Origin of the sequence: Jannaschia seohaensis (assembly GCF_900116765.1) — a bacterium.
GTDB classification, from domain to species: Bacteria; Pseudomonadota; Alphaproteobacteria; order Rhodobacterales; family Rhodobacteraceae; genus Jannaschia; species Jannaschia seohaensis.
This window is the reverse complement of sequence record NZ_UETC01000033.1, coordinates 1-1,235: the sequence shown is the minus strand read 5'-3', so window position 1 is coordinate 1,235 and position 1,235 is coordinate 1. Positions and strand designations below refer to the sequence as shown.

Annotated in this window: 1 protein-coding gene; it reads left to right on the top strand. The window is 63.2% G+C overall.

Going from position 1 to position 1,235, the window contains the following annotated elements; translation table 11 throughout:
* Positions 1-69 precede the first annotated feature (69 nt).
* Positions 70-1,196 (top strand): IS3 family transposase gene (locus DTQ71_RS23050; RefSeq protein ID WP_109566624.1). Its coding sequence is split into 2 segments (ribosomal slippage): positions 70-334 and positions 334-1,196, totalling 1,128 coding nucleotides; the frame shifts between segments, so codons are not numbered across the junction.
* Positions 1,197-1,235: the final 39 nt, after the last annotated feature.

The window sequence follows — 1,235 nt, the reverse complement described above, 5'->3', positions numbered from 1 at the left end:
CTGGAGTGCCCCCACTGAAGTGGTCCACCAACTGGGGTAGATTTGCCCTGTGTATTGGAGGACCAGGAGATGGCTGGGAAGCGGGAGAAGCCCGAAGACATCGTTATGAAGCTTCGGCAGGTTGAAGTACTGCAGGGTCAGGGCATGAGCGTGGCCGAAGCGGTGCGCCAGGTCAGCATGACGCAGCAGACATACTACCGGTGGCGCCGTCAGTACGGCGGCATGAGCCGGGATCAGCTGAAGCGTCTGAAGGAGCTGGAGAAGGAGAACGCCCGGTTGAGGCGCGCGGTTTCCGACCTGACCCTCGACAAGATGATCCTGACCGAGGCGGCAAAGGGAAACTTGTGAGCCCTTCGCGCCGCAGGCAGTGCATCGACCGCGTGCGGCAGACGCTTGGCGTATCGGAGCGCCGCGCCTGCCGCACGCTTGGTCAGCACCGCTCAACACAGCGCAAGGTTCCGCGAGGCCGCCCGGATGAAGATCGTCTGACAGCGGACATCATCGAGCTGGCGACGCAGTATGGCCGTTACGTCTACAGGCCGGAGACGGCGCTGCTGAATCAGGCGGGCTGGCACGTGAACCACAAACGGGTCGAGCGCATCTGGCGGCGCGAAGGGCTGAAGGTCCCACCGAAGCAGAAGAAGCGGAGCCGGCTCTGGCTGAACGATGGCTCCTGCATCCGGCTCAGGCCGGAGCGGTCGAACCATGTCTGGTCCTATGACTTCGTCCAGGATCGCACCCACGACGGCCGACCCTATCGCATCCTCGTCATCCTCGACGAGTTCACCCGGGAGGCGCTCATGATCAGCGTCGCAGGCAAGCTCAACTCGATCGATGTGCTCGACGCGTTGATCGACCTCTTCATCCTGAGGGGGCCGCCGGAGTACATCCGCTCGGATAACGGTCCCGAGTTCGTCGCGACGTCCGTCCGGGACTGGATCACCGCGGTCGGCGCCAAGACCGCCTACATCGAGCCAGGCTCACCCTGGGAAAACGGCTACGTCGAGAGCTTCAACGCGCGGCTCAGGGACGAACTGCTCAACGGCGAGATCTTCTACTCCGTCCGCGAGGCCAGGATCGTCATCAACCAGTGGCGAGTCCACTACAACACTGTCCGCCCACACAGCGCTCTGGGCTATCGCCCGCCAGCCCCGGAAAGCATCATCCCGATAGATCAGAGGCCCGTCATGCACTAACACTGAAATCGGACCACTCGGTGGGGGCAGGTCACGGGC